The 24,394-nt window shown below is 61.0% G+C and carries 20 protein-coding genes; 15 read left to right on the top strand and 5 right to left on the bottom strand.

Annotated elements, in window-relative coordinates:
- The first annotated feature begins 32 nt into the window (after nucleotides 1-32).
- From PV772_RS11325 to PV772_RS11315, 3 genes are all read left to right on the top strand, one after another.
- Nucleotides 33-1,136 carry a tartrate dehydrogenase gene (locus PV772_RS11325; protein ID WP_347886205.1) on the top strand — a complete coding sequence of 368 codons (1,104 nt, stop codon included), beginning with the start codon at nucleotides 33-35 and terminating at the stop codon, nucleotides 1,134-1,136.
- A gap of 10 nt (nucleotides 1,137-1,146) precedes the next feature.
- Nucleotides 1,147-2,316, top strand: a complete 1,170-nt coding sequence (locus PV772_RS11320; protein WP_347886204.1) for a glycerate kinase — start codon at nucleotides 1,147-1,149, stop codon at nucleotides 2,314-2,316.
- A 62-nt stretch (nucleotides 2,317-2,378) separates the two neighbouring features.
- On the top strand, nucleotides 2,379-3,698 hold the full coding sequence (locus PV772_RS11315) for a 2-hydroxycarboxylate transporter family protein (RefSeq protein WP_347886203.1): 1,320 nt from the start codon (nucleotides 2,379-2,381) through the stop codon (nucleotides 3,696-3,698).
- A 115-nt stretch (nucleotides 3,699-3,813) separates the two neighbouring features.
- On the opposite strand, the gene PV772_RS11310 is transcribed toward PV772_RS11315, so the two are convergent.
- Nucleotides 3,814-4,926: a nitronate monooxygenase gene (locus PV772_RS11310; protein WP_347886202.1), complete on the bottom strand. Its 1,113-nt coding sequence runs from the start codon at nucleotides 4,924-4,926 to the stop codon at nucleotides 3,814-3,816.
- Nucleotides 4,927-5,235: 309 nt separating this feature from the next.
- Between PV772_RS11310 and PV772_RS11305 the strand changes: the two genes are divergently transcribed.
- The 5 genes from PV772_RS11305 (at nucleotide 5,236) to PV772_RS11285 (ending at nucleotide 10,640) form a co-directional block, all read left to right on the top strand.
- The gene (locus PV772_RS11305) at nucleotides 5,236-6,210 is read left to right on the top strand and encodes a nitronate monooxygenase (RefSeq protein WP_347886201.1); all 975 of its coding nucleotides are present in this window, start codon (nucleotides 5,236-5,238) and stop codon (nucleotides 6,208-6,210) included.
- Nucleotides 6,211-6,238: 28 nt separating this feature from the next.
- A complete protein-coding gene (locus PV772_RS11300; protein WP_347886200.1) occupies nucleotides 6,239-7,633 on the top strand; it encodes an MFS transporter in 1,395 nt (464 codons plus the stop codon).
- 137 nt (nucleotides 7,634-7,770) lie between these two features.
- Nucleotides 7,771-8,667: a LysR family transcriptional regulator gene (locus tag PV772_RS11295; RefSeq protein ID WP_347886199.1), complete on the top strand. Its 897-nt coding sequence runs from the start codon at nucleotides 7,771-7,773 to the stop codon at nucleotides 8,665-8,667.
- Nucleotides 8,668-8,880: 213 nt separating this feature from the next.
- On the top strand, nucleotides 8,881-9,105 hold the full coding sequence (locus PV772_RS11290; protein WP_347886198.1) for a hypothetical protein: 225 nt from the start codon (nucleotides 8,881-8,883) through the stop codon (nucleotides 9,103-9,105).
- Nucleotides 9,106-9,146: 41 nt separating this feature from the next.
- Nucleotides 9,147-10,640 (top strand): NAD-dependent succinate-semialdehyde dehydrogenase, encoded by a 1,494-nt coding sequence (locus tag PV772_RS11285; RefSeq protein ID WP_347886197.1) that lies wholly within the window; start codon nucleotides 9,147-9,149, stop codon nucleotides 10,638-10,640.
- Between the two features lie 314 nt (nucleotides 10,641-10,954).
- On the opposite strand, the gene PV772_RS11280 is transcribed toward PV772_RS11285, so the two are convergent.
- Complete coding sequence (locus PV772_RS11280) at nucleotides 10,955-12,163, bottom strand: YbfB/YjiJ family MFS transporter (protein ID WP_347886196.1); 1,209 nt, start codon at nucleotides 12,161-12,163, stop codon at nucleotides 10,955-10,957.
- Nucleotides 12,164-12,232: 69 nt separating this feature from the next.
- Here PV772_RS11280 and PV772_RS11275 point away from each other — a divergent pair, with 69 nt between their 5' ends.
- Complete coding sequence (locus PV772_RS11275; RefSeq protein ID WP_347886195.1) at nucleotides 12,233-13,114, top strand: LysR family transcriptional regulator; 882 nt, start codon at nucleotides 12,233-12,235, stop codon at nucleotides 13,112-13,114.
- 177 nt (nucleotides 13,115-13,291) lie between these two features.
- On the opposite strand, the gene PV772_RS11270 is transcribed toward PV772_RS11275, so the two are convergent.
- Nucleotides 13,292-14,497, bottom strand: a complete 1,206-nt coding sequence (locus PV772_RS11270) for an ROK family protein (RefSeq protein ID WP_347886194.1) — start codon at nucleotides 14,495-14,497, stop codon at nucleotides 13,292-13,294.
- 248 nt (nucleotides 14,498-14,745) lie between these two features.
- On the opposite strand from PV772_RS11270, the gene PV772_RS11265 reads away from it, so the two are divergent.
- The 6 genes from PV772_RS11265 (at nucleotide 14,746) to PV772_RS11240 (ending at nucleotide 22,681) form a co-directional block, all read left to right on the top strand.
- Entirely contained in the window at nucleotides 14,746-16,053 is a 1,308-nt protein-coding gene (locus tag PV772_RS11265) for an ABC transporter substrate-binding protein (RefSeq protein ID WP_347886193.1), read from the top strand.
- 32 nt (nucleotides 16,054-16,085) lie between these two features.
- The gene (locus tag PV772_RS11260) at nucleotides 16,086-17,066 is read left to right on the top strand and encodes a sugar ABC transporter permease (RefSeq protein WP_347886192.1); all 981 of its coding nucleotides are present in this window, start codon (nucleotides 16,086-16,088) and stop codon (nucleotides 17,064-17,066) included.
- A gap of 2 nt (nucleotides 17,067-17,068) precedes the next feature.
- Entirely contained in the window at nucleotides 17,069-17,953 is an 885-nt protein-coding gene (locus tag PV772_RS11255) for a carbohydrate ABC transporter permease (RefSeq protein ID WP_347886191.1), read from the top strand.
- 328 nt (nucleotides 17,954-18,281) lie between these two features.
- Nucleotides 18,282-19,820, top strand: a complete 1,539-nt coding sequence (locus PV772_RS11250; protein ID WP_347886190.1) for a carboxylesterase family protein — start codon at nucleotides 18,282-18,284, stop codon at nucleotides 19,818-19,820.
- 63 nt (nucleotides 19,821-19,883) lie between these two features.
- Nucleotides 19,884-20,861, top strand: a complete 978-nt coding sequence (locus tag PV772_RS11245) for a LacI family DNA-binding transcriptional regulator (protein WP_347886189.1) — start codon at nucleotides 19,884-19,886, stop codon at nucleotides 20,859-20,861.
- 692 nt (nucleotides 20,862-21,553) lie between these two features.
- On the top strand, nucleotides 21,554-22,681 hold the full coding sequence (locus PV772_RS11240) for a YbfB/YjiJ family MFS transporter (RefSeq protein ID WP_347886238.1): 1,128 nt from the start codon (nucleotides 21,554-21,556) through the stop codon (nucleotides 22,679-22,681).
- A 365-nt stretch (nucleotides 22,682-23,046) separates the two neighbouring features.
- On the opposite strand, the gene PV772_RS11235 is transcribed toward PV772_RS11240, so the two are convergent.
- The gene (locus PV772_RS11235) at nucleotides 23,047-24,114 is read right to left on the bottom strand and encodes an LLM class flavin-dependent oxidoreductase (RefSeq protein WP_347886188.1); all 1,068 of its coding nucleotides are present in this window, start codon (nucleotides 24,112-24,114) and stop codon (nucleotides 23,047-23,049) included.
- Nucleotides 24,115-24,178: 64 nt separating this feature from the next.
- A complete protein-coding gene (locus PV772_RS11230) occupies nucleotides 24,179-24,382 on the bottom strand; it encodes a tautomerase family protein (protein ID WP_347886187.1) in 204 nt (67 codons plus the stop codon).
- Nucleotides 24,383-24,394 lie beyond the last annotated feature (12 nt).

Raw genomic sequence — 24,394 nt, 5'->3', positions numbered from 1 at the left:
CGGCGTTCTAAACAAGGGAAAGACCAAGGATTATGACGAATACCCACCGCATCGCAGTTATCGCCGGCGACGGCATCGGGCAGGAGGTTGTTCCGGAAGGGCTGCGTGCCCTCGAGGCAGCCTCGGAGGCGTTCGACTTCAAGCTCGAAACTACCCAGTTCGACTACGCAAACGCCGACTATTACACCACGCACGGCAAGATGATGCCGGACAACTGGTTCGAGGAGCTCAGCACCTACGATGCGATCTTCTTTGGCGCCGTCGGCTGGCCTGAAGTCGTCCCGGACCATGTCTCCCTGTGGGGCAGCCTGCTGCAGTTCCGCAGGGGGTTCGACCAGTACGTCAGCCTGCGTCCTGTGAAACTGCTTGCCGGCATGGACAGCCCGCTGGCCGGCCGCGTTCCCGGCGACGTGGACTTCTACGTCGTCCGCGAAAATACCGAGGGTGAATACTCCAGCATCGGAGGGAAAATCTTCGAAGGCACCGACCGCGAAACAGTCATGCAGGAAACCGTCATGACCCGCACCGGTGTGGACCGCATCCTCAAGTACGCCTTCGACCTGGCGCAGAGCCGCCCCAAGAAGCACCTGACCTCCGCGACCAAGAGCAACGGCATCTCGATCTCCATGCCCTATTGGGACGAGAGGGTGGAGGAAATGGCCGAGCGCTTCAGCGACGTAAACGTGGACAAGTACCACATCGACATCCTCACCGCTAACTTCGTCATGCACCCGGACTGGTTCGACGTCGTCGTCGCCAGCAACCTCTTCGGCGACATCCTCTCGGACCTGGGTCCGGCCTGCACCGGCACCATCGGCATCGCCCCCAGCGGGAACATCAACCCCGAACGCAAGTTCCCCAGCCTCTTCGAACCGGTCCACGGCTCCGCCCCGGACATCGCCGGCAAGGGCATCGCCAACCCCATCGGACAGATCTGGAGCGCGGCGATGATGCTCGATCACCTCGGCGAACGCCAGGCAGCAGCAGCGGTCCAGCAGGGCTTCGAAAACGTCCTCGCCCGCGGCGGCAGCCACATCCTCACCCCCGATCTCGGCGGCGAAGCAACCACCGAAGTCCTCGGAAAAACCGTAGCCGCCGAAATCGCTACCGTCGCCCTGACAGAAGCAGGCGAATAAATTGACCGCCGTGCCGTCCGAGGCGAACACCCCGGGCCGGGACCGAGGCCCCGGAGGGCTCTCCATCGTCATCGCCCCGGACAAGTTCAAAGGCTCGCTTACTGCGTCCGAAGTCGCCAGCGGCATCGCCAAAGGACTGCAGAAGGCAGTGCCCGGAATCCACACCATCGAGCTTCCGGTAGCCGACGGCGGTGACGGGACACTCGATGCCTTCCTCGCCAACGGTTACACCGCCAAAGAAATCATGGTGACCGGACCGGACAATGACCTGCAACGGTCGGCAATCGCTGTCAAGGACGGCACGGCGGTCATCGAAACAGCCCTCACCTCGGGCCTGGCCATGCGCGGGGACCGGACGCCCAACCCTCTGGCTGCTACCAGCCGGGGTGTGGGCGACGCCATCCTGGCCGCCCTTGATGCCGGAGCCGACCGCATCATCATCGGTCTGGGCGGCAGCGCCTGCACTGACGGAGGGGCAGGCATGCTTCAGGCCCTCGGCGTCCGCCTGACTGACGGTTCCGGCGCCATTCTCTACCCGGGCGGCGTCAGCCTGCTGGATCTGGAACACGTTGACCTGTCCGGCCTTGACCCAAGGACCCTCGACACCGAGATCATCCTGGCCACAGACGTGACCAATCCCCTCTATGGCCCCAACGGTGCCGCCGCCGTCTACGGGCCCCAAAAGGGGGCGGACGTAGAAGACGTCAGGATTCTTGACTGGGCACTCAGCCACTTCGCATCCAAGGTTTCCCTTGAGGCTGCAAACTTGCCCGGCGCCGGCGCCGCCGGAGGCATCGGCTTCGCCGCTCTGGCCGTGCTTGGCGCCACCGCCCGCCCGGGCATAGAGCTCGTGCTGGAGATGCTGGATTTCGAAACGCACCTGACAGGAGCAGACCTGGTCATCACCGGCGAAGGCCGGCTGGACGACCAGAGCTTCCAGGGGAAGGCGCCGACGGGGGTGCTGGCAGCAGCTGCACGCCATAACATCCCCGCCGTCGCCGTCTGCGGTTCCAGCCTGCTCACTACCGAGCCGCGGTACCCCGACTTCGACGCCGTGCACGCGCTCACCGACATCGCACCCGACCTTCGCACAGCCATCAGCAACGCCGGACCGCTGCTGGAAAAACTGGCCACGCGGATCAACGTCCACAAACTGCAGCCCCAGCCGGCAGCGAACTAACAAACCACCCACTCCAATCGGGGGCAAGCGCCCCTCCCCTCCCAATGAAGCGAGAGACCATCATGAGCACCACCACAGAAAGCAAGGAAGCAGGCCCGGCTACATCGTCCCGGTTCATGCTCGGCGGCGTTCCGCTGATCGTTCCGGTCCTGATGGCGGGCATCGTCATCACCGCGGGCGTTTTCGAAGCCATTCCCAGTAACATGATCGGCGGTCTGGCGATCATCACCGCGTTTGGCATGCTGCTCGGACCCTTGGGGAACTGGCTCCCCGTCATCTCCAAGATTGGCGGCGGCGCCCTGATCTGCCTGCTGGTGCCTTCACTGCTGGTGTACTTCGGTGCGTTCAACAGCACCGTGCTCGAAGCGGCGACCGCCCTGATGAAAGAGGCCAACTTCCTCTACTTCGTCATCTGCACCCTGGTCGTGGGCAGCATCCTCGGCATGCACCGGAGCACCATGCTTCGGGCACTCGTCCGCATCTTCCCGCCCCTGTTGGCCGGAACAGTCGCAGCAGTTGCCGCCGGCATCGGGGTGGCCATGCTGTTCGGCTACAGCTTCGAACGCGCCCTGTTCTACATCGTCGTCCCCATCATCGGCGGCGGCATCGGTGAAGGCGTCATCCCGCTCTCGGCCGCCTACGCCAACGCCCTCGGCGGTGACCCGAAAGACTTCATCGCCCAGCTCATCCCCGCAGCAGTGATTGGCAATATCGTCGCCATCATCCTCGCCGGCCTGCTCCGCCGTCTCGGAGAACGCAAGAGCGAACTCGACGGCGGCGGTCTGCTCGTCAAGCCCAAGCGCGGCGCCCAGGCGGAAGAGGTCCACGACACCGACCACGACGCCGTTCCGGCCAACCCCAACTACGCCATGGGCATCCTGCTGATCTGCGGCATGTACGTCCTGGGCAGCCTGGCAGAACCCGTCCTGCACCTGCCCGCCCCGATCCTGGTCATCGTCTTCTCGGTCATCCTCAAGGTCGCCGGCATCGTCCCGGCCAGTGTCGAAGGCTCCGCCCGCGCCGTGTACGTCATCATCTCCAAGCACCTGATCTACCCGACGATGATCGGCCTCGGAATGCTCTACGTACCCATGGCCGACGTTATCAGCGTCCTCTCCATCGGCTACATCATCACCTGCACGGCAGTAGTGGTCACCATGGCAGTCGTAGGCTTCTATATCGGCAAAGCCCTGGGCATGTACCCCGTGGATGCCTCCCTCGTCACCGTCTGCCACAGCGGACTCGGCGGCACCGGCGACGTCGCCATCCTCTCCGCCTCCAACCGCATGAACCTCATGCCCTTCGCCCAAATCTCCACCCGCATCGGCGGCGTCACCACCGTCATCTCCGCAGCATCACTCATCCACCTAACCACCTCCTGACGAGATCCTTTTCGGTCTCGTATAGGGAGTGCGAAAAGCGGAGGAACCTACGCGGTTCCTCCGCTTTCCTGCATCCCCGCAGCGACCGGGTGTCTAAAGTGCTTCCGGGCTATGGCTATTCCGCTCCGGCGAGATGGCGGAGTATCTGCCCGGCTGGTTGGTCGGTCGCGTCCGGATATCCGGTCCCTGCCCAAATGTTGATGGCTTCAGCGGCTCCGGCTGCGGCTGCGACTTTGCGGAGTGGACTGGTCAAATGGTGGATGGCCGGGTATCCAGCGGGAGCTATGGAGTGGAAACGGTCGGTGAAACTGTTGCGCAGGGCGCGGGCCGGCCTGCCGGAAAACGCTGTGGTGAGAACTGTCTCGCTGCGGTTCTCGTCGGCAAGGGCTGACTTGTAGGTTTCCGAGGCTCCACTTTCGGGGCTGCGCAGGAGTACGCTGCCAACGGCAACCGCTTCCGCGCCGTGGTTGAGCGCTTCCCTGACGGCGCCAGGGGTGGAGACGCCACCTGCGGCCCAGAGCGGGACGCGAACGCGGGCCTGGGCCCGATCAAGCAGTTCGTCCAGGGGGATCTGCGCGACCGGCACGGCAGGGGTCAGGGTTCCGGAGTGCCCTCCGGCCTTGTAGGACTGAACCACCAGCCCGTCAACGCCCAGGGCAACGGCCTGCTCCGCTTCATCAGGGTTTGTCACGGTTTGAATGACCAGGGATCCGGCCTTTCGCAAGCGCCTGACCACCCCTGCAGGCGGAAGCCCGAAGGTAAAGCTGACCACGGGTACGGGATCGGCGGTGAGCAAGTCGACTTTATCGGCCCAGTCGTCATCGTCTTCGAGCGCTTCGACCTCCCTCAGATCGATATCAAAAGTAGCCGCGAATTCGCGAAGGGCCTCGGCATACTCGGCGAACGCGTCCTTGTCGATCGCCACAGGGTTCGGCGCGAACAAATTGACGCCAAACAGGTTGACGCCGAAACGGGAGATGCCGGCCCGCACTGCCGATATCTGGTCAGACAGCTGATCAGGTTTCTTGTAACCGCCGGCGAGGAATCCAATGCCACCAGCCTCCGCTGCTGCCAGGACGAGCGCGGGAGTGCTGGGACCTCCTGCCATTGGTGCGGCGACGATGGGGATAGCCGCCCCCAGACCTGCGAGAAGCCCAGTGGCTTCCAATCGACTGCCGGGGGTGCTCTGCGAGTTCTGCTGGTCAGCTGCTGAGCCGTGGTCATTCATGGGGCGTAATCCTTTACTGGCGGCGGCGCGGATGTGGGGCCGGATTAAGGGCGGTGAGTCGCGGACGGCCAGCCTCCCAACCCCAGTGGGCAGCCGGAACCGATAACTCATCCCATGCTAGGGATTGTGACGGCGCCCGTTAAATGCCGACCAAGGTGACATCTATGCCTTGTCGGCATAAGGGCGGTTTCCGCGCGGTATCTTGCTCTGAGATAGCTCGTATCAGAACAAACTGTTGGATTGATCACTGTGATCGAGCTTACTTTTGAAGCACAGCAGCTATCCATCTGAGCGAACTTTGGAGAAATTTTGAGTATCACGACCCGTTTGACCCGCATGTTCGGTATTGAGCACCCGGTGGTTCTGGCCCCTATGGATGACGTTGCGGATGCCAGGCTGGCCGGTGCGGTCTCGTCCGCAGGGGGCTTGGGCCTGCTTGGCGGTGGATACGGAAAGCTTCAGTGGGTGAAGGACCAGTTCGCGCGAGTACAGCCGGGCACTGTCGGATGCGGGTTTATCACCTGGTCGCTGGCACAGCAGCCTGAATTGCTGGACGAGGCTCTGGCTCACAGACCTAAAGCGGTTTTTCTCTCGTTCGGCGACGCATCGCCCTTCGTGGAGAGGATCCACGCAGCAGGTGCGAAACTCATCTGCCAGGTGCACGATGTTGAGCAGGCCCGGAAGGCGATCGACCTCGGGGCTGATGCGCTGTCGGCGCAGGGCGGGGAAGCCGGCGGCCACGGGTTGGGGACAAGGTCCACGTTCACCCTGGTGCCCGACGTCGCTGACCTGATCGCCAAGACCGCTCCTGAAACGGTCCTTCTCGCTGCCGGCGGGGTCACGGATGGCCGGCACCTTGCCGCGGCACTGACGCTGGGGGCCGACGGGGTTTTGGTCGGCACCCGCTTCTGCGCCACCTACGAGGCCGAGGCATCGGAACGATTGAAGTCAGCAGTTGTTGCCGCTAGCGGCGACGACACCGTGAGGTCTTCGATCTACGACATCGTCCGCGAAAAGGCGTGGCCTGCCGAATACACCGGGCGCGTGCTGCGTAACGCCTTCACTGGCCGCTGGCACGGTCACGAACCGGAGTTGACGGCCGCGCTGAAAACCACGCAAAGCGAGTACTTCTCCGCAGTTGACGCCCAGGACTTCTCCATCGCCCAGGTGGTGCTCGGTGAGGGCGTGGGCCAGATCCACGACATCCAACACGCGGCAGAAGTAGTGAAGCACATGGTCCGCACAGCAGAAGCCCGCCTCGGGACGGCCTCCGCGGCACTTTAGCCAGCGGACAGGAACCATAGGACTCGACATGACTGAACTGTCACAGAACACTGAGGGCGGCAAGCCGGCAGATCCGGCCAAGCTCCGCAAAGTCATCAGCGCATCAAGCGTGGGCACCCTGATCGAATGGTACGACTTCTACATTTACGGAAGTCTCGCCGTGGTCTTCTCCAAGATGTTTTTCCCCGAGGGGAACGCCACAGCGGCGCTCCTGATCAGCATCGCCGCCTTTGGCACAGGCTTTGTCGTGCGGCCAATCGGGGCCCTGGTCTTCGGGCGGATGGGAGACCGCATCGGACGAAAGAAGACATTCCTGACAACCCTTTTGCTCATGGGCGGTGCAACCAGCGCCATCGGCCTGCTGCCGACCTATTCTGCCATCGGCTTCGCTGCACCCATCCTGCTCGTGCTGATGCGGCTCCTCCAGGGCCTGGCGATCGGCGGAGAATACGGCGGAGCGGCCATCTACATCGCTGAACACTCCCCGCGCACCAAACGGGGCGGTTACACCAGCGTCCTGCAAACGACGGCCGCGTTGGGACTTCTGCTGTCGATCATCGTCACAATCTCCTGCCGTTTCGTCGTCGGAGAGGAAGCCTTCAACGCCTGGGGCTGGAGGATCCCGTTCCTGCTGTCTGCAGTACTGGTGATCTTCTCCCTGAAGGTCCGCCTCAAAATGCACGAATCCCCGGTCTTCGAGGAAATGCGTGAAGCCGGCAAGCTCTCCCAGTCCCCCCTCAGGGACGCACTGGCCAACAAAAATGTCCTGGCCCTCGTTATCGTGACGATGCTCGGCATTACCGCCGGCCTCGGCGTCGCCTGGTACACCAGCCAGTTCTACTCCATGTACTTCATGCAGACAGTCCTGGGCATGAACTTCCTCGAGGCGAACATCTGCGTCGGCGTCGCCCTGGTGATCGGAACGCCCTTCTTCGTCGTATTCGGCCGGCTCTCGGACCGGTTCGGGCGTCCCCCTTTTATCCTGGCCGGGCTTGCCCTCTCAGCCATCGGCTTCTTCCCGCTGTTCTCCTGGATCCAGGCGGCAGCCCCCTCCCGTGACTACGTCCAGATCGTAGCCTCCGTCACCATCCAGGTCCTGTTCATCACCATGATCTACGGCCCGCTGGCCGCCTTCCTGGTCGAACTGTTTCCTCCCCAGATCCGGTACACCACAGTTTCCCTGGCCTACCACATCGGCCTGGGCGTCGTCGGTGGCTTCACTCCCCTGATTGCCCTGGCAGCAACCAGCAGCTCCGGCAACGACCTTGCAGGCCTGATCTACCCCCTCGTCATGACGTCCCTGAGCTTCATCATCTGCCTGGTTGCTCTCAGGAAGGGAACAGCCAGCCCGCTGGTCCGGCGCGCATGGGAGCAGGAGGAAAAAAGCATCACCACCACCATTCCTGCCCTCCCCACCTCCTGAAAGCGCCCGCCGGAAGACGAATGACTGGCTTCTGCCTTTTGCGGCAGTCAGGCAAAGAGCCCCGAACACGTCGGCCCCCCTGCTGGGCGGGTTGACGTGTTCGGAGGATCATGGACATACAGGAACAGGAGAACTCCATGGAAACTTCCGATCTGCAGTTTTTTCTGGCGGTGGCCCGCGCCAAGAGCATGTCCCGGGCTTCCGAGGAACTGCTGACCGTTCAATCCAACATCAGCTCCCGGATCCGGGCACTGGAAAACGAGGTCGGGGTGCCCTTGTTCCTCCGGCACGCCAGGGGCGTGAGCCTGACCAGTGCCGGTGAAAAATTCCTGCCGTATGCCGAACGCGTCGGGCGGCTCATGCAAGAAGGCATCGACCTCATCGGCGATATCGATGACCCCTCGGGGCGCCTGGCCATTGGTTCCATGGAAACCACGGCCGGGTGGAGACTGCCTGAACTCCTTGCAGCGTTCACCTCCGACTGCCCTCGTGTCGATCTGGTACTCGAGACCGGACCGACGGCCGCCCTGGTTCAAGGAACGTTGGACTCCCGTCTTCACGGCGCCTTCGTAGCCGGACCCGTTGCACACCCGGACCTGCGCGAGGAAACAGTCTTCGTCGAAGAACTCGTCCTCGTCTCGTCCCGGAACACGCCAGACCTGGAAAGAGCCCTGACCAGCGCCAACCCGAAGGCGCTCGTTTTCCGTTCCGGCTGCAACTACAGGCGCAAACTCCTCGCACTGCTGGCCTCCCGCAACAAAACAGAACCGGCGGCCCTGGATTACGGAAGCCTCGAAGGGATCCTCGGATGCGTTGCTGCCGGCATGGGAGTCACCATCCTGCCGCGCGGCGTCGTATCCCAATGGGCAGCTGACCACCGAATCGCCGTGCATACCCTTCCGGAGGAACTCTCACACGCCGAGACAACCTTCGTCTGGCGTACAGAAAACCAAGACACTCCGGCTATGTCGAGGTTCCTGGCGGAGATGCGCAAAAGCAGCAACTTCCCGCAGGCACAAACCATCATCGGCTAGTGCCGACCCGATGCAGCCGCCCGTCTCGGACTAGGCAAATGCACACTCCCTTACCCCTCCTGACAATTAAACCCGCCACCCATGCCCGCATGGCTGCACCAGACGCCCGTTAACGGACTCCTCAATCCGCCGCTGCCATCGGCTGCCATTCGGCGGCCCCTTGCTGTCTGCCCCAGGGAAGCACCACGTAAACCGGCTCAAGGAAAGCAATTCATGAACCAAGACAACCTTCAGGATTGGGCAGCCCTGAACATCGGGGACCGCGTCACAGTTATAGAGCGCACCGGCCAACGCTGGCCGGGCACCGTTGACATGAAGATGGATGACTCCACCGTCGTTTGGGTCCTCGGGAATGTCGGCGGACGACGCGCCTTTGACTGCCGGGAAGAAATCCGTCTCGAGACCACCCAACAGATTCCCTGGACACCCCACCACTAAGCACGGACGCCGGCCTGCGCCAGCGTTGAAAGGACAACACCATGGACACAGCAACCCCAGTCATTCCCGAACGCGCGCAACAGCTTCTCGAGCAACTGCCAACCGGACTCCTGATCGACGGAAGGTGGGTCGACGCCAGCGATGGGGGGACATTCGCCGTCGAAGACCCCTCCACCGGACAAACCCTGCTGGAAATCGCCGACGCGACAAGCAACGATGCCATTGCCGCCCTGGACGCAGCAGACGCTGCCCAAGGGGCGTGGGCGCTCACAGCACCGCGGGAGCGAGCAGAAATCCTTCGCCGGGGGTTCGAGCTCGTTACAGAACGCGCTGAGGACTTTGCTCTCCTGATGACAATGGAAATGGGCAAGCCACTGGCCGAAGCCCGGGGGGAAGTTACCTACGGGGCAGAGTTCCTCCGCTGGTTTTCCGAGGAGACCGTTCGTGACTACGGACGGTATTTGACCTCCCCCGAGGGCAAGAGCAGGATCCTGGTCCAGCGTAAACCCGTGGGTCCGTGCCTGCTGATCACCCCATGGAATTTCCCTTTGGCAATGGCGACGCGCAAAGTCGCCCCCGCCATCGCGGCCGGCTGCACCATGGTGCTCAAGCCGGCCAACCTTACGCCCCTCACCTCACTGCTTTTCGCGCAGGTCATGCAGGAGGCCGGTCTGCCCAAAGGCGTGCTGAACGTCGTGGCAACCTCGACCGCTTCCGAGATTTCGACCCCTTTGATGCAGGACCGGCGTTTACGGAAAATCTCCTTTACAGGCTCCACGCAGGTCGGCCAACGTCTGCTCGCCGCGGCGTCTGAAAACGTGCTCCGAACGTCCATGGAGCTGGGCGGGAATGCTCCCTTCATCGTTTTCGAGGACGCCGATCTGGACAAGGCCGTTCAGGGTGCTGTGGCGGCAAAAATGAGAAACATGGGTGAAGCCTGCACCGCTGCGAACCGCTTTCTTGTCCACGCGTCAGTTGCGGAGGAATTCACGGCAAGATTCGCGGAAACCCTCGGCGCGCTGAAGGTCGGCGGCGGTACCGATCCTGACTCGGCAGTCGGGCCCCTGATCGACGGGAAAGCCCGGGACAATATCCACGCGCTGGTCACAGAGGCAGTGGAACAAGGAGCCACCGTCGCCGTTGGCGGCAACCCCCTGGACGGGCCGGGCTACTTCTTCGCCCCGACCGTCCTGGCCAAGGTGCCACGGGAGGCCTCCATCCTCGATGCGGAAATCTTTGGACCGGTCGCTCCCATAACCACCTTTACAACGGAGGAAGAAGCCATCAGGATGGCCAACTCCTCCGAGTACGGCTTGGCCTCCTACGTCTTTACAACCGACTATTCCCGCATGGTCCGTGTCGCGGAGCAGATCGAATTCGGCATGGTCGGTTACAACACCGGCGTTATCTCAAACGCAGCGGCACCCTTCGGTGGCGTCAAGCAGTCCGGGCTGGGAAGGGAAGGTGGGGCAGAAGGGCTCGCCGAATACACCACCACGCAATACGTTTGCATCCCGGACCCCTACGCGCGATAACGGAGACGGCCACGGGAGCTTTCGCCCCCGTGGCCCTCTTCATCCTAGGCAAATTCGTAACCCAACTGCCGAAGCGGCTGCATGTCTACTACCCATATTGACCGTCCTGTGGAACAGATCAGGATATTCGGAAACGTTGTCCCTATCATCTGCAGGGCGAAGGCCGAGATGACAATGGCGGGTAAGCGCAAGGGCTCGAACAACCGATCATTTGCCGTGTGGACGATGGAGCGGAGAAGCAGCTGGCGTAGCAGACCACCCAGACACTCCGCTTGACGACGTCGGACGCCCGGGCTGTTACAAAAAGGTCGCGCTCACGCCGAAGATCCGCTGGTGTTGTCCACGAGCTGATGCGGGAACCGCAAGCACATCAGCGCCGCGGCCACTGCGGCTCCTAGGACCAATGCGCTGCCCAGAAGCATGGCCTGGCTGTAGCCGCTGTGGAGCAGCGGGGCTGCCAACAACGGACCGAGTATTTGACCGACACTGTAACCGCATGTGAGCAGCGCAACCGCTCGGGGGGTCTGAAGGTGATCACCGATCGCCAGAGTTAGAGAGCTGACTCCCATGAAGGTGGCGCCGAACAATCCTGCGGCCACGAGTGCAACCGCCGCTCCTCCAAACAGTGCGGGCAGGGCTATACCCACGGCCTGGATAAGCAGTGAGGCAGTCAGCAACACCGGCCGCGACCAGCGCCGGGCCAAGTGAGCCCATAACACACAAGAGGGTACGGCCGTTATCCCTACGATGATCCAAACCATGGTCCCGATATCGTTTGAGGATCCATACTGGATTGCTGCGACCAAGAACGTCCCGGCGATGATGTATCCGATGCCCTCCAATGCATAACTGACCCACAGAGCAGTGAACCATTTTCCGGTACGAGGCCGCTGCTGCAGTCCGGCCGCTTCAACGATGCGGACCTCGCCCACGGGCAGCCGCCAGGCGACCACCGCGAGAATCGCTACAGCGGCCGCACACACCCACCAGGCCTGGAGCCAAGTGGAAGCGGTACGAACCACTGCAACCAAAACCCCGGAGAGCGCAATGCCGGCACCGACACCCCCAAAGCCCCAACCGGCCAGATGACGTGTGGTACCAGTTAACCCGCTCAGCATGGCGGACACTGCGACAACGAAGACGAGGGCACTTGACGCGCCTGCGAGAAGCCTAAGTGCGGACCAAGCGACCACTGAAGTCGTTGCGGGCATCAGTGCAAGAGACGCCACGAGGACCCCGAGTGTGACGCGGAAGGCGATCGACGACCTGGTCAGGGCCGGGAACGCAATGCCCAAAAGGGCACCCACGAGATAACCTGCATAATTTCCAATAGCCAGATCCGCCCCGCCCTGAGCAGAAAGCCCAGCCTGAGCTTCCATCATCGGCAGGATAGGGGTGAAGACGAACCGCCCGATCCCCATCGCTGCGGCAAGCGCTGCCGCGACTTTCGCTATGAGGAACCAGTGGGGTGCGAAGCGTGGGTTTTCATCGGACGAGGCTGTGATCTGTTGTATTCTTGGCACCCTTCTAACGCTAGGGGCGCTCCCCAGTCCTGTGAATTGCCAGCTACACTGGATTTATGCTCCAGCGGCATGAAAGGTGAGGCTGTGGATGTGGAATTGCGTCATTTTCGCGCGTTTGTCGCCGTCGCGCAGCTCGGCTCTTTCACCCGTGCCGCCGAGTCGCTGCACATCACCCAGCCAGCGTTCAGCCGCACAATCAAACACCTGGAGGACAGTCTCGGGGTCAAGCTGCTTGAGCGATCTACACGGCACGTAGCCTTAACCAAGGCGGGACAGGATTTCTTGTCGGACGTGCGGGCCGGACTGGGTCTGTTGGACCAAGCAGTGAGGGACTCCACGGGAAGGGCTACAGTCCGTCTAGGGTTCAGTTGGTTGGTCCCGGACCCTTGGATTCAGGACACTCTCCGGCTTTTTCAGGCTTCGACTAAAGCTTCGGTTGAATTTGTCAGCTGCGCAGATCCCATAGCTGCGCTGGCTCGGGGGTCGGTGGAAGTTGCCGTGATCCGTGGTCATGCCGTCCCAACTCCCGGCGTGCAGATATTTGAGCTCTTCAACGAGGAGCGCGTCGCTGTCTGCTCCTACGCCAGCGCACTGGCGGCACGCGAAAGCATACCTTGGGACGAGATCCCGGATCTTCCGCTGGTCGTGAACACGCTTAGCGGGACGACGGGCCCATGGTCATGGCCTGAGGGGCGTCGACCCGAAACCGTAATCGAAACGGAAACCTTTGACGAATGGATTGAGTCAGTGGCGGCGAACCGCGGAGTTGGAGTAGCACCTCTGGTCGCGCAACGAAGAATCGTTCATCCCGCGATCCACTTCGTGCTCGTTTCCGACGCTCCTCCGGTGCAGGTTAGGCTCGCATGCCGGAAGAGCCCGAGTGCCCCCGTGCGCCGTTTCGTTGATGCCGCCCTTCGGGCGGCGCTGCCCCAGGATCAGCAAGCGCAGTAGGGGTGGCCGGAACCATAGTGCCATAGACTTCGCCGGACGTTGCGCAAGTGACCGAACGCCCGTGAAATTTCAGCGGGAGCGGACACCGGATCACGCGGATCAGCGTGCTGGAACTGACCACGACACTGGCACTGGGCCGACTTCCTGGCCGAGGCCAGCGGTATCGGTATCCGACGACTAGGATGCCAGCGCCAAGGGGTCTTGCAGAAGCGCCTGTCGGGCAATTTCGGATGCCCCTTCAATGACAGCTCTGCTTCCAACGGCTCCGGCGACAATGGGTGGAACCCAATTGACACGGTATGTTGACGATAGCTTCGGTCCACCCCCGGCGCTTCCGAGCCAGGGCGTGAGCGGAGCGATATTTCCGCTAAGAATAACCAGGTCTGGGCTGAAGACTGGACCCAGGATCGTAACTGCCCGGTGAATCCGTTGTCGCGCCCCCTCCAGTACGGCCAGCACAGCAGCATCTCCGGCCGCGGCAAGTGATGCAAGATGGTCTGCGAAAACCGGCAAGGTTGCTGCCTCCAATTCTGCGAGCATTCCCAGTTCTCCCGCGAGGGCCTCCAGTGATATGTAGCGTTCAAGGCAGCCTCGGAGGCCGCACAAGCAAGCGATTCCGTCGAAATCAACACTCATGTGCCCCAGGGAGCCAGCGCCACCCTGGCTGCCCTGCACCAGTCTGCCTTCATCGATAAGACCGCCCGCGATGCCGTCCGTGCCACACATGATGACAGCGCTTCCCACACCTGATGCGGCACCGAGTCGATGTTCCGCCACAGTCGCTGCGGCACCATCATTGATGATCTGGGATAGCTTGACCGCGGCTGGCGCGTGGCTAAACAACGTGACGCTTTCCGCTCCCTGCCAATGCCTACCAAACGACGTCAGCCTGCCATCGAAAGCCCTTCCGGGCACGGCAACGGCAACGCTGAGCGGCACGGGGTCAGGCGTCACCTCCTTCACCAGCTTCTCGACCATCGCAAACGCGGCGGAGGAGAACTCTGCCGGCGTCAGGGACAAAGGGATGCCCGCCTCAGACATCGAGCCCAGGCGCTCTCCCGTCAGAGTCACAACTTCGACGGAAACCCGATCTTTTCCTGCAGAGATCCCCACCGCCAAAGCGGCCTTGTCGGCCACGGAGAAGTTGCGGCTCGGGCGGCCCCTGGCACCGGACGGGAGTTTCTGTTGTTCCACTATGAAACCCAGTTCCAACAGCTGGTTCACAACATTGGTCACGCCCCCGTGGACAAGGCCCGTCTCCTTTGCTAGCTCGGTCAGAGATAGGGTCGTGCCCTCAAGGGCAGCGACTACCACTGCGAGGTTCTGGCGGCGAAGATCCTCACCGCGAACTGCTTTAAGAGGCGAAAAGGCGATTGCTGGCACAAAGAAAGCTTACGCGGGCCTAGACGATTATTCCTAGAGCGTGTTATTAATAGTGGGTAGACGCAATCGGTGACCCCGAGTCGAACTAAACGGGAAGCAGCTGTCCAATGGCGGTCAGCTGATCTTCCACTCTTCGTTCTAAGAACACCTTTGATTCGATATTCACTCCGCTGACTTTCCGTCCGAAGCTCTCGAACGGGGCAGCATCTGGCCCGGCACAAGCTGCGGCCCCCGCATGGAGGATTGCCTTGAAAATTTTGAATACTAAAACCCGAACCAAACTCGGTGCTGCTCTGCTGGTCTCCCTCATCGGCCTCAGCGCCTGCTCTGGGAATACCGGCGGGACAAAGGAGGGAGGGGAATTCTCCGGTGACCTGAGCGTGCGGGTCTACGGCGACTGGCCCTTCGTCAAGAAGTACGCCGAGGCTTTCATGAAGGAACATCCCGAGGCAAAAATCGACGTCGGAGGCATCGACAACAACGAGCTGCGGAACAACGGCGGCCGCTTGTTCACCTCCGATGAGGCCCCTGATGTCGTTTCGTTTACCCTGTACACCGAGCTGGTGGACCGCTGGGTGAAAGCTGGAGCCGTCCTTCCCTTGGACGACGTGTGGGAAAAGGACGGCCTGGCAGCGGTCCATGACAAAACGACCGCAGAGGTTGCTACTGCCTCTGACGGAAAGAAATATGCCGTGCCCCTTGGTCTGACAGTCCTTCCCCAGCTCTTCTACAACAAGAGCGCTTTTGATAAGGCCGGCGTATCAGTCCCGAAGGATAGGACTTTCGCATCCCAGACTGACTTCCTCCAGGCAATGGACAAGGTAAAAGCAGCAGGATACGTCCCACCTGTTGCCGCCACCGGGGCTCTGCCGGACCTGCCGTGGTCTCACCTGCTGCCTTCCTCGTGCGGCACCGAAACCTACTTGAAAATGTCCGGGAACTGGAAGAAGGACGCACAGAACGCGCCCAAATACACTGACCCCTGTTCCATCCGGGCCCTCGAGGCGCTAAAAGAATGGTCGGACAAACTCTTCCCCGAAGGGTACTCGAGCGTGACGTACGACCAGGCCAGCGCGCTGTTCGACACCCAAAAGTCTGCCGCATGGTTGCAGGGCTCCTGGGCCCCTCCCGTTGCCAAGCCGGGTTTCGATTGGGACTTTGCTCTTCTGCCGCCGGTGGGGGAGAGTTCTAAAGTTGCAATGCCAATTGGCCTCGATTCCTTTATGGTCCCGGCAAAGGCTCACAATCCGCAGCTGGCTAAGTCCTTCATCAGCTACATGGTGCAAAAGTCGACGCTTGAAACGGGAATGGACCGGGTGCCCGCAAGAACTGACCTGGACTTGTCCAAGGTCATCAGCTCCCCTCTGGAGGCGAACATTGCCGCTGAACTGAAGAATCACGAACTCATCCCGGCGTGGTTTTCTCTGGTTCCCAACGAGTTGATTGAACCCATGACCAGCGCGGTCGGAAACGGGCTTCTCGCCGGAAAAATGACAGCGCAGCAGGCCGGACAAGCGCTGCAGGACGCAGCTGACCGCTACCGGCAGAGCCAGTAGCTCTCTCGACCCCTTCCCGAAAAGGAACTTCTATGAGCCTGCGAACTTTAACCCGGAGCCACAGCCGGAAGGCTGCGAACCAGGCCGCTTCCAAGGCACCTGACCTGGGTGCGGCCGAGAAAACCACATTACGGCGGCCGACGGGGTCGCAGCGGACGATCTTCATCGCGTTCCTGGCACCCGCTGTCGTGCTGACAGTCATGTTCACTGTTGTCCCGTTCGTCCAGTCCTTCCCCCTCATGTTTCAGAAGTGGCAGGGCTTCGGCAAGGCTTCCTTCGTGGGGCTGGAAAACCTGAACAGACTGGCCCAGGACAGAGAGGCAGCTGAGGCCTTGTGGCGGACGCTCGTCTACACATTCTGGACAACCATCGGGACTGTGGGCGTTGGAACTGCGCTGGCGGTAGCCTTTCATCGCAAAATCCCCTTCAGCCGCACGCTCAAGTTCCTCGCCTTCCTACCGGTCATCCTCCCGCCCACCTTCGTGGCGCTGGCATGGAAAAATGCCTTGGATCCTACCTTTGGATGGGTGAACGCGATCTTGCGGGCAATTAATCCAGAGCTCAGCCAGCCTTGGCTGGCCAATGCGGACGCGGCATTACCGATCACCATTGTTGCACTCATCTGTCAGTATTCGGGGATCCCCATGATCCTCATGCTGGCTGCGCTGAATGACATTCCGGAGTCGGTGAATGAGGCCGCGACACTTGACGGTGTCAATGCGTGGCAGCGGATTCGTCACATCACCTTGCCCCTATCCAGGGACGTACTCATCGTGGTTACCGGGCTCCAGCTCGTTGCAAACTTCAAGTTCCTCGACTCCGTATACGCCTTAACGAAGGGTGGACCCGGCCGAGCCTCGGACATCGTGGCGACCTTCGTCTACCGGAACGCCTTCGACTTCGGCAACTTTGGCTACGGCTCGGCGGCAGCGATGGTCAGCACGGTCGTGATCGTAGGCCTGTCGCTGGCGTATACCTTTTTCTTCCGCCCACAAAAAATGAGCAGGCAGTAAACGTGAACATCACCGCGCAATCTCCCCATCTTGTGACCGTGAAAACGGGTCCCCGCAAATTACTGACCGGAAACGCCATAGCGACCCTCGCCGTCGCCGTGTGGGTAGCAACCAGTGTTGCTCCGGTCCTCACGATCCTTCTGGGAGCGCTGAAAACCCAGACACAGATCTCCTCCGATCCACTTGGCCTTCCCAACCCGCTGCGTTTGGACAATTTCATCCGTGGCTGGGAAGGCGTGGCGGTCGGCGAACCAATGTCCACCTACTTCATGAACACCATCGTGTTTTCCGTGGTCGCAGTCGCGGCTTCCACCATCGCTGGGACAATGGCGGCCTACGCGCTGGCAAGGAGGACAAGCTTCGCCTCGTCTTTCTTTGAACGTTACTTCGCAGTCCTCTACGCGCTGCCTTTCCTGGCGGTAATCATTCCCCTGTATTCCATCACGGGCGATCTGGGAATCCGAAGCAACCCAGCGGGTATTGGCTTGGTGTTTGCGGCAGGCTGGCTTCCCCTGACCGTAACCCTCATGTACGGATTCTTTTCGGGTTTCCCACTCGATGTCATAGAGTCGGCCAAAACCGATGGCGCTAGCGAAGCCCGGATCTTCGCGTCAATCGTCATGCCGATGTCGAAAAGTGCCATCCTGAGTAATCTGCTGCTCTGCTTCATCTATGCCTGGAATAACCTCTCCCATACGCTCCCGCTTCTCGTTCGACCAAACAGCACCACGGTCGCGCCAGGACTGCTTTTATTTACAGCTCAGTACAGCGTCGATCTGGGCGCGCAACTGGCTGGAATGCTGATCAGCATCCTGCCGCTCATTGCCGCGTATGCCCTCCTTCACCGGCACATCATGGAAAGCTTCCGGGTTGGATCCTTCCGCTGACCTGGCGCCTGTTTGCCCCGAATAAGCAATCACCTGCACCAAGCCAAGGGCGATCAGGATGCCGGTGCTCCGCCCTTCCCCGGCCGGGCATGCGTACCAGAAGGCCTTTCCTCAAGTGAAAGATGCATGCCAGCAGATTCCCTGACTTTATTTGCCCACAAGGCTCTCAGAACACCTGACCGCATCACCTCTCAGGTGTGACGGTCCTGCAGGTTCTCGTGGGAAAGCCGGAAGCATTTCTCTGCTTGGAAGTGGCGCCAGCGCGCCTTCTCTTGGCCAATTTCGCTTGAATCGCATTTGACCAATCTGCCCTCGAAAGGACCGGTCCATGGCTGCACCGCCTAATCACATCGACGTTACGACAGAACATGGTGTTGTGAGAGGTCACCTGTCAGGGGGATCATACGAATTCAGGGCCATTCCCTTCGCCGGCCCCTTTGATCGCGCGGGTCGGTTCCGGCCGCCTTCCAAACCCAGTGGATGGACAGGAGTCCTTGAATGCAACGAGTGGCCGTGCATCGCTCCCCAGATTCCCGACACCGGCGCAGACAAACATGCCGACCTCTGGGGCCGCTACTATCCAAGACCGCACTCCGACCAAGGCCTTGCCTTGAATCTGTGGACCAAGTCAACCGACGCCGGCGCAAAGCGACCGGTGATGGTGTGGCTTCACGGTGGGGGATTCGCAACCGGAGCCCCCACGCGGGCACGGGAGAATGGCGCCTCGTTCGCCACCAACGAGGACGTTGTCGTGGTCTCACCCACTCACAGGCTGGGCGTCTCCGGCTATTTATTCCTCAATGACTTGGCACCTAGGGAGGATTACAGCGCCAATGTGGGCCTGCTCGACATAGTCGCGTCCCTCGAGTGGGTCCGCACGAATATTGAGAACTTCGGCGGGGACCCCGGCAACGTCACAATCTTCGGGGAATCCGGAGGTGCCGCCAAGGCCCATTCCCTCATGGCCATGCCGAAGGCCTCCGGACTATTCCACAAGGCCATCCTGCAAGCCGGTGCGTTGTCGAATTTCAGTCCCATCACCGTTGCCTCCCGCGCCGAGGCAACCGAAACGAGCTTGCGCTACCTGCACCATTTAGGAGTGAGCACATCGCGGCTTCACCGGTTAAGGACCACGCCAATAGACGACCTCGTCAGGGCGGATGCGAACATGTCCCCAAACCTGCTTGCGTGGAAGCCTGTAGTTGACGGCACGTCCATCCAGCACGAACCTTGGCAGCCGCCACCAGGCGGTGCCACCACAGCCATTCCGCTCCTTGTCGGCTCGTGCCGACATGAGATGGATGTGCTCTATGACGGCGACGCCAACAACGAATTCATCGGCGGCACCAGGTTAACCGAAGAACAAAAGTGGAAAATTACCGACTCCTACAAAGCAAACCGGCCAGGAGCAGCCGGCCGTGAGGTAGAACTGGCTTTCCTCACCGACGCAACGTTCCGTATCCCTGGCATTCAGTTGGCCGAGACACATTCTCAAACCGGTCCAGGGAATGTCTACATGTACCTTTTTGACTTCGGCTACGCCCCTAACGGGGCAACAGTTTCCCGAGCAACCCACGGAAGCGAGGGCGTGTTCGTATTCAACAACACCGCCGCAACTGGGCTCACTGCCACCGATCCATCCGCCCATGCACTTGCCGCCAAAATCCACGGGGCATGGGCGGCCTTTGCCCGAACAGGAGCTCCCGAGCATCCTGATTTGCCCTCCTGGGAAGCCTTCACGCCACAACATCCAGCCACAATGATCTTGAAAGCTGAGTCCGCTGTTTCCCTTGTCGACCAGGCTCAGGACACTTCCGTCTGGCGCGAGGTCGGCGTCCTGAACGCCAGTACGACAACCGTCTCGTGAGCCCCCATGAACAATGCAATGAAGTCGCGGCCGACCCCTTTGGCGCAGCCCACAATCTATGATGTGGCTGACTTGGCAGGTGTTTCACCTTCTCTGGTCTCCCTCGTACTGCGGGGCTCCCTTCATGTAAGCGAGCGTCGCCGCGCGGCAGTGGTGGCATCGATCTCCGCCCTTGGGTATCGGCCGAGCCATGCGGCGAGGACATTAGCCAGTCGGAAAAAAAGAACGAAATGCATCGGGTTCGTCGTTGACGACTACCGAAGCTTGGGGACATCCGGACTGGTTCAGGGCATTCAAACAGTTCTTCGAAACGACGGATACAAGGTTGCTGTGACGGAAGCACCAGCAGGGACTCCGGGAGAAGAAGCTCTTGAAAGTCTCCTGTCCACAAATGTGGAAGGTCTGGTGCTCTCAGCGGAGTGCGGAGGCCGTTTAGCTCTCCCAAGGCGGCCGCCTGGCGTCGTCGTGGGTTGGAGTGGCGGCATACCACCACTGTCGGTGGGCCTCGTCGCCAGTGACGACAGGCTGGGGGGTGTACTCGCGGGACAACATCTGCTTAACCTTGGCCATTCACGCGTGGTCGTCCTTACCTCCAGCGGAGCTGCAGCCAAAAGAAGATGCACAGGATTCCTGGACGCAATGCATAAGGCAGGAGTCCTGGAAGTGTCAGTTGTCGGGGAAAACGCTCGAGATGTTGAGGAAGACGGCTACAGGGCTGCTTGCCAAATCTGGGACTCGCAGCGTGACATCACCGCGATCTTCGCCACCAGCGACTATTTGGCAGTTGGTGCGCTGGCCGCCATACGCAACCGAGGGGATACACCCGAGCAGACCCTCTCGGTTATCGGCTACGGCAATACTCCCTTGGCGAAGTCCCAATACATAGACCTCACCTCAGTGGATGTTCAGAGCCAAACGGTGGGAGAAGAAGCCGCCAAAGCCCTCCTAGCCCACGTCGCAAACCCAGGACTAAAGCCAAGACGCACCTTGGTGAAGCCCATACTTACCATTCGTTCCAGTACCAGACAGTTTGAGATGTAAAGACGGACGCCGCCCAACGAAATAGACTTGAATACTTGGCGGACGAAAGATTTACGTTATCGCCAATAATGCCACTAAAATCCTTCGGCGCTTCGCCCAGCCCTCAAAGAAAAAGCAAAGCCGGATGAATTCTAAAATCTCTGTCGATAACTTATTGACTGGACATGAATCTGCAATTAATCATATTGTTAACCATCCTGTCGGGCAGTACATCAAGGAAACGAATATGCAGCCACTTATTGCGAAGAATCATCATATACGCCGCAATTTGAGGTAGCTGGGGCAATTGCCGTTACCCTGGCATGAGGAACATATACACCAGCGCTGCCAACGACTACACCCGCAGATGGGTCGCCGCTGCACCGATCCCAGACTCCCGTGCCCGACACCAGCTGACCCGCTGATCCAAGCGCTAGTGACGGCCTGATGAGAGACGTCGGTCGTCCAGCGTGATGGTTCCGAGCAGCATTAGCATGCCGGCAGGAACGCGAGGAAGGGAACCGCGACGAAAGCCCTGAGGTGCCGTACTTCACATCCTTGCTTCCCAAGCATAGCCACACTTGATGATCGACATCTTTTGGCACTACCTGCGGCACCTACGGTAATTGAAGGGACGCTCTGCTCGACTGGTTTCCTGCAGGAAATAGAAAGGAAATGCCGCTGTGAGTGCTGTCGGTGTTGGTGTGCCACGCATGGTAGGAATGGCTGCGGCCAGTTTCGCCGTGGCTATGGGACTTGGCCGGTTTGCTTTCACACCGATCCTCCCCCTAATGATCGGAGAGGCGGGCCTTTCCTCCAGTGCGGGAGCGAATTTGGCGACGGCGAACTACCTCGGCTATTTGGTCGGGCCCTTCCTGACCTTGATATTTCATCGGCTGGTCTCTTCCCGAGGCCTCTACCGCTTCGGCCTGGTGCTTATTGTGTTTTCCCTGTTCGGAATGGGCCTCACCTCCAACGAACTCATCTGGCTAGGCCTGCGGTTCTTCGCGGGCACTGCCAGCGCCTTGCTGTTTGTGATGATTGCCACCAGTACCGCCTATCACTGCCGGGCCGCCGGCCTGCGCGTCACCGGGTGGGCATACGGGGGCATTGGGGCCGGTATCGCCCTGTCCGGGATCTTGATCCTCGCCTTCGGTTCCGGGGGCAGCTGGCAGCATGCCTGGCAGGTCGTTGCACTGGCTTCCCTGGTGCTGGCCGCGCTGGCATGGGGGCTACCCCTTCATCCGGTTATCACAAGCCCGCCAACGACCCGCGCGGGGAAACGAACCAGCGTTCAGGCTATGAGACGTGCCGTCCGGGGCTTCACCCCTCTGGCCGTCAGTTACTTCCTCGAAGGCGTCGGCTACATTATTGCCGGCACGTTCCTCGTCGCAGCGGTCGCGGCTAATTCGCCCGGATGGGTGGGGAACAGCAGCTGGATCCTCGTCGGACTTGCCGCCGCCCCGTCCTCAGCACTGTACGGGGCGCTGTCCCACCGCATTTCAGCTCCGACCCTGCTGGCCTCGGCCCTGGCACTGCAGGCGGTAGGCATGGCCCTACCCGCTGTGCTTCCCGGCGCCCTTCCAGCACTGATGGCCGGCGCCTGCTTCGGAGCAACGTTCCAGGGGATTGCCACACTGTCGATGACCATGGGGGCCACCAGCGGCCTACCACACGCGGTGTCCATCCTCACAATCGTATTAAGCACCGGTCAGGTCGCAGGGCCCCTAATCGCGGCACCATTGCTCACCAGCGGGTACTCAGCCGCCTTGCTTCTCGGCGCTGGCATCGTCGCTTGCGCCTCAGTCGTGGCAGTCCTTACCCGCACGGGAACCTCTTGACAGCAACCCCTCACAACCACTGGGACATGAGCTGGCCCTGAGAGAGAAGTGGTCTATGCGCGCCATGCATAGAAGATGCGCGGAAGGTATTATATTCCTTCACGTAACTTCCGGGCGCGATCTCCAATTTGGTGCCGCGCGGATGCTCTGCCACGTCTTGGGTTTTGACCGCATTTGCTCGTACGATTCCTCGACCGGCGAGCCGCCATGTGGGCCCGCCACTATGGCAGTTTGATTCAGGCCCGAAGCAAACTGCAGAAGCGTCTCGTTTAGACTGCCATAATTAGGGCGCTTCCAGTGATTGGCTAAGGATGAACCGCCGCCTGAAAGAGATAAGAAAGGTCCGTGGTCGGCCTCTGATCGCCTCAGCTCGTTGTGGTCACGCTTTGGTTCTGGAACGCCGGGACGACGTGTTTGATGAAGAGTTCGAGTGAGCGCTTCTTTTCCTCGTGGGTGAGGCTGTTGTCGGACCATACGCTGAATTCGGTGACGCCGAGGGCTTCGTAGTGACGGAGCCGTTCAATGATCTCGTCGGGGGTGCCGATCATGGCCGTCTTGTGCAGGGACTCCGGCGTGAACTCTGGACGTTCGGCGAACTTTTCTTCCGGGCTGGGCTCGAGGAAGCCGTTCTTGGGGGTTGTCTTGTTGCCGAACCAAGCGTCGAAGGTCCGGTAGAACTTGTTGATGCCTTCTGCAGGGCGGCGCCAGCCCTGGGGCTCGTCTGCCGAGTGGACGTGGGTGTGGCGCAGGACCATGAGCTCCGGGCGGGGAATGCCGGGGTTTTTCTCGACGGCGGAGTCGAATTTGCGTGCCAGGTCCTCGACTTCCTCGTCGCCCTTCATCAGTGGCGTCACCATCACGTTGCAGCCATTCTCGACGGCGAACTCGTGCGAGGAGATGTCGCGCGCAGCGATCCACATGGGCGGCGTGGGCTTTTGGACGGGCTTGGGGACACTGGTTGACGTGGGGAACTGCCAGACTTCGCCGTCGTGGGCGTAGTCGCCTTCCCACAGCCTGCGCACGGCCGGAACGAGCTCGCGGAGGTGCTTGCCGCCGTCAACGGCTGACATGCCGCCCATGAGGCGGTCGAACTCAAACTGGTAGGCCCCGCGGGCCAGGCCTACTTCCATGCGTCCGTTGCTGATCACGTCCAGGAGGGCGCACTCCCCGGCGACCCGGAGCGGGTTCCAGAACGGCGCGATGATGGTTCCGGCGCCGAGCCGGATCTTTGATGTCCGCGCCGCGAGGTAGGCGAGCTGCGGCATGGGACTCGGCGAGATGGTGTATTCCATCGAGTGGTGCTCGCCGATCCAGACGGTGCTGAAGCCGCCGGCCTCGGCCATGAGCGTGAGCTCGGTCAGGTTCTCGAAGCATTCCTGGTGCGAGACAGATTCGTCCCAGCGTTCCATGTGGACAAAGAGGGAAAAGCGCATTGATAACTCCTTAGTGGGGGCCGGTTTATGGGGGTCGGCCGCTACGGCAAGGCCTGCGCCGTAGCTAGTTCGTGGCTGCGGCGTTACGTTCGGCGATGGTCCGATTGCCGCGGGACCAATGCTCGTGCTCGATTTCGCGGATGATGACGGTCGTGTTTTCCGGTACGGCGCCGACTGCCTTTTCGGCGGCCTGGTGAAGCTCGTTGATGAGCGAGCGGAGCTGTTCGGGGCTGCGGCCCCGGGCGATGGATACTTCGATAAGTGGCATGTGGGGTTTTCC

The organism is Pseudarthrobacter sp. CC12 (assembly GCF_039907755.1).
GTDB classification, from domain to species: domain Bacteria; phylum Actinomycetota; class Actinomycetes; order Actinomycetales; family Micrococcaceae; genus Arthrobacter; species Arthrobacter niigatensis.
The sequence above is the reverse complement of the archived record's forward strand: the minus strand, read 5'-3'. Positions and strand labels throughout refer to the sequence as shown.